The organism is Petrachloros mirabilis (genome assembly GCF_975968855.1).
The window spans coordinates 1-4,885 of record NZ_CDLUDY010000069.1; the positions used below are offsets into that span (position 1 = coordinate 1).

5 protein-coding genes are annotated in these 4,885 nt (G+C 56.6%); 4 read left to right on the plus strand and 1 reads right to left on the minus strand.

Annotated features, from left to right (window positions below; translation table 11 throughout):
- The 4 genes from ACWVCN_RS02775 to sixA all read left to right on the plus strand — a co-directional run.
- Positions 1-405: hypothetical protein (locus tag ACWVCN_RS02775; RefSeq protein WP_455243988.1), on the plus strand; the 405-nt coding region annotated here is incomplete at its 5' end.
- Between the two features lie 68 nt (positions 406-473).
- The gene (locus tag ACWVCN_RS02780) at positions 474-2,711 is read left to right on the plus strand and encodes a hypothetical protein (RefSeq protein WP_455243989.1); all 2,238 of its coding nucleotides are present in this window, start codon (positions 474-476) and stop codon (positions 2,709-2,711) included.
- A 158-nt stretch (positions 2,712-2,869) separates the two neighbouring features.
- A complete protein-coding gene (locus tag ACWVCN_RS02785; protein WP_455243990.1) occupies positions 2,870-3,538 on the plus strand; it encodes an outer membrane protein in 669 nt (222 codons plus the stop codon).
- 65 nt (positions 3,539-3,603) lie between these two features.
- A complete protein-coding gene (gene sixA / locus ACWVCN_RS02790) occupies positions 3,604-4,140 on the plus strand; it encodes a phosphohistidine phosphatase SixA (protein WP_455243991.1) in 537 nt (178 codons plus the stop codon).
- Here sixA and ACWVCN_RS02795 read toward each other — a convergent pair.
- Positions 4,137-4,885 (minus strand): dTMP kinase (locus tag ACWVCN_RS02795; RefSeq protein ID WP_455243992.1); only part of this gene is annotated, 749 nt, incomplete at its 5' end. The genes sixA and ACWVCN_RS02795 overlap by 4 nt on opposite strands.

Genomic DNA, 4,885 nt, shown 5'->3' on the forward strand with positions numbered 1-4,885 from the left:
GTCGTGTCCCATGCTCGGGAGAAACTGCCGCGTGTGCCTAGCCAGTGGTGGGCGCTCGTCATCCATCTCTACGGCTATGAAACGCTAGGACTGGAGTTCGCCAAGTTGCTGGTGCAGGTCCGGCCGGAACTCCATTCCATCATGGATGATGAGGAAGTCCATGTGGGGTTCTTTGAAGAGGAAATTAGGAAAGTGCTCGCGCATGGTGGCGTAGCGGCGGAGAAGGCGAGGGAATCGGCCGGAGCCTGGTGGCGCCGGTTGCCTCCGACGGTGGATCGCTATCTTGAAGGGGAGTCGCTTGAGCCTTTTCGTGCAGAGTTGCGTCAGGTTATTCTGGCGGCGATTCATCGACGGTTTGTCGAGGTGGAATTGCTGAACAACGTTTCTGCTTCTATAGATTCATGATCGACAGGCCGTTTCCACCATGCTCTGGTCCGGTTCGCTTTTTACGTCTTCGGAAAGCAAGCCTCTCCGTGACTCTTCTGATTGTGCAGCTGTTCCTTTACACAGGCCTCGCTGTCCTCAGTGATACCTCTCCTCTCCTTGCGGAGGAACTACCATTTTCTGGAGCCGACCGCCTCTTCGACGTACGCCTTGAGACGACGACCTATGTTCTCAATCTGGAGAAGCAGGGACTCCAGGACAATACGTTCACGAACGGCTACGGGCGGGACACCACGCTGATCGGCGATCTCTTGAATGTCACGGCGCATCGCCGCTTGGCTTCCAGACTCGATCTTGATCTGGGGGTCTTTTCGAACATTCCCTTCGGTCATGACACGGTGGTTTCCCAGGTGCGGCCGATCTTCCGATTGGAGTATCGACCGGTTGACCAGGTTTCCACCAGGCTTGGGACGCTCCGGGTTCCTCATCGGGAATTTTTGGACGCGGTCTTCGACGATGCCAACCGTTTTGTGCGACCGATCGAGCAGGGCGCACAGGTGACGGCGAATTGGGACTACTATCGACAGGATGCCTTCATCAATTGGGCGCAGGCGTTTGCGGGATCGGCGCCGAATCGCTTCGATTGGGGTTATGCCGGGCAACTCCGTTTCGGTCCTTTGCGGTTCGATGGGCAGGTGCATTGGGTTGAGAACGGGCAGGCCTTGCTCAAATTGGACCGGTCATTTCGTCCCGGCCGCAATATTGTTTCAGCCTTTGGTCCAGGGTTGGTGCTGTCACCGGGACGCGATATGGGTATGCCCGAATGGTTCCGTGAAATCGGCGTACGGGCGAGCTATCTGAACAGTTATGACGAGGCGGATAACGGACAGGGCGGGAGTATCGTGCGAGGCCGCGGATACCTTCTGCAGACCTGGCTGGACCTGGATGGTTGGCGGCCACGGCTCGGCTTCTGGCGTGGAACTTCCTTTGTGAGTCAGCAAGGTGATCCGGAATTTGCCGCGGGCAACTTCATGGAACTGGGCCTGTCCAAAACTCTCGAATTGACCGAAGACGCATCGATTGAAATAGGGGCACAGGCGCGTCACATCACTAACTTCGTATCTGTGCAGGGTGTGAAAGCTTCGCGCTGGATGAATCAAGAGTACATCGTGTTCAACTGGAACTGGGATACGAGACGCACGGGGCGATTTTTCTCCGATGTGTTGTCCCGTTCGCCCGCCAGCGCAACGCAAAGCGATGAGCCTTCATCACGGCGCCTGTTCACGCCGATGTTGGACTCGTTGACGTATGTGTACAACGTGGCGCTTCCGGGAGTCACTGCCGGCGGGTTGGCTGCTTCCGACGGGACGTTTGCGGGGCAATACCTGACGCCGGTGTTGCGGTACATGCCGAGCGCTTCGGTATCATTGGATGCCGGGGTCTTTGTCGGATTGCCGGTGGGAACAACTCAGAGCTTTCATGCGGTTCAACCCGTCCTCTCGGCGACGTGGGAGATGCTGCCGGAGGTCTCGTTGGTCGCCGGGACGCTTTACCGGAACCACTATCTGGTCGATGCGATATTCGACGATGCCACGCTCTTTTCACGCCCGATCGAGCAGGGCTTTCAGCTTCTCGTGAACAGGCCGGCTTATCAGCAGGATCTATTTATCTCGTGGAATCAGCTCGAGACGGTTCAAAAACCCGAACTCTTCGATGTCGGGTACAGCGGCCGTCTGGCGCACAAGATCTTCGGGTTGAACGGCCAGGTCTATTGGGCCCATAGCGGAGGCGCGCAGTATTCGGAGGCGAGAACCTTTTTCGGCCCTGGAATCCCGCGGGATCGTGCGGCGTCGAATAATTTCCAAGTGGCGGTAGGCCCGGACCTCACGATCCGTCCCGGCGACTATGCGCCCGGCTTGTCATGGTTTCGTGAAATGCAAGTCATGGCGCTGTACTTCATGGATCAGAACGAGCCGACATCGAGTGCGGAGCCGATCACGCGCGGGCGCGGCTACCTCCTCTCCGCAGGGGTGGATCTCGAAGGCTGGCGTCCGTACGTGAATTTTTGGCGGGGAGAAAATTATCTGACGACCCGGGGGGATCCCGCCTATACTGCTGGAAACTTTACTGAATTCGGGATGTTGAAGGATTTCGTTGTGCCTGCCGGTTTCAGGTTGCGGGTGGGGGGGTTGGGCCGGATCATCGACGGCCATGTTGTGCATACGGAGTATGCACTCCTTAACTGGTCGTGGGATGGTATGCCCTGGAGGGGATTCTGTCTCCGCCCCACGCTGCTGCATTCCGGCGAACAACCCTGTGGTTTCTAGGAGCTTTTTGCAGATTGCCGCCGGTGTTCGGTGATCAAGCAGGCGAGGGTGGAGTTGTCCGGACAGCCTTGTTTCGGACTTGCGAGATGAAACCTCCCCCAGCTAAAGTAACCGCCTTACGATAGGGCAAAGCTACATTATTAAAGGAGTCGTGATCCATGGCACGTCGTTCAAGAACAATACAGGGCTTTGGTTTGTTGGTCGTGTTCGTATCTACCTTGGGCCTTGCGGATGCCGGGTATGCTGAAATGTATGCTGCGGGCCATATTGGAGGGGCGTTCCCCGGCGATCTCGATTCTGATAACAGCGGCGATGTGGAACTGGTCAACAGCCTTGCGTACGGCCTGAAATTCGGCAATTACCTTGAGGAACGGGATTGGAGCTGGCTGGGTTTCGAAATTGAAGCCTACAATTACACTCCGCACGTCAAACAGCAGACGCTCCCGGGAATAACCGGGTCAGGGCCTATGTCGGGCCAAATTGCGGGCAAGGATCTTGGTGTGACCACCTTTGCGGTCAATGCACTCGCGCGCCTGCCCTACACCAGGAGGTTTGAGCCTTACGCCGGACTCGGCATCGGCATGAATTGGATGCGCACATCCGAGGGTGGCTTCACGCCTGAGGCGTCCCTGACACCGAGCTTTAACTTCCTTGCCGGTGTCCGTTCCTATGTCTTGAACGATTCGGTGGGTCTGTTCGGGGAATTCAAGTACAACCTCGTCGATGTGAATTTTGACAAGAACCCTCTCGGGGGATCGTTCCACTCCATGCTATTCGTGGCGGGGGTTTCCTACCACTTTGATCCTCATGAGTTCATGCGTCAATGATACAAGAGGATACGACCAATCCTTCGGTGACTCTGTAGCGAGACGAATCCACAAGGACTGTATCCATGGACTGTATCTTGGTTCGACATGGCATCGCCGTCGAACGGGATGAATGGGAAGGCGATGACGCCGACCGGCCCTTGACGGAGCGTGGCGCAAAACGGGTTGCGCAGGTTGCTGCTGGATTGAAGCGGTTGGATCTGCGCCCGACCCATGTGTTTTCAAGCCCACTGGTCCGCGCTGTAGAGACGGCACGGATTCTGTACACGGTCATGGCGCCGCCGAATGCCGCGAAGCCATTAGAGGAACTGTTGCCGAATGCTGCCCCGGGTCGATTCCCTACGTTGTTGAAAGATCTTCAACCCGATTCCTGCGTCCTCTGTGTCGGACACGAACCTCACCTGAGCCTGCTTGCCGGCCTGCTGTTGACGGGAAAACCATCGGCATCGTTCCGGTTCAAGAAAGCCGGCGCCTGCATGATCGGGCTTCCTTTTCCGCTAAAGATTGGCCGCGGAGTTTTACATTGGTGGATGGAGCCCGGCCAACTGCGGATCTTGGGGAAGAAGGCTAAGGATCTGGTTAAGGTTGAGCGGGAGAATTAAGAGATTGCTCTCGATTGCTCGATTGTGACATTGGGCTCAGTCTTGATCGTCTCCGAGGTCATCTGTGCGGCGGGCCGTTCCATGCCTTCGCGGATCAGAAGCTCCTGGATCTTTGCCCGCAGCTCGTCTTGAATCTCTTCCGGCGGCTTGCGCGCATCCACGACTTCGAACTTGAATTCCTCCGCCATCTTGTCGAATTCTTCGATCAGCAGCGACTGGTACTTCTTAAAGCTGTCGTACAGGTCGTTGCCTAGCCTGAGATCCATGCCTGATTCCCAATAGTTCATGGCTTTCGTTTCGATGACGCGAAGCACCAGTGTTTCCACGTCGATTCTCAGGTAGCAGACGAGGTCGGGGACCAAAGCAAAGCCGAAGACGTCTCTGATCCACTTGCGGTCACCGCCACGCACAAAGTCTCTGGCAAAGGCCGTATAGATGTAGCGATCCGCCAGCACGATGAAGCCGGATCGCAGGGCCGGAATGATTTCATGCTCCAGGCGATCGGCAAAATCCGTTGCGTATAAGAGACTCAGCGACCAGCGATCGAGGATGTTGCCTTCTTTGGCGACCTCGATGGTCTTCGACATGAGATTAGACCTCGTCCATCCGGTGGTCAGGACGCCGTAGCCCTGCACTTCGAGCCATTCCTGCAGCATCTCGATGCGTGTCGAGCGGCCGACGCCGTCCGTGCCTTCGATCGCAATGAGCTTGCCTTTGAGGTCACTCGGATTTAGGTACGTCAAAC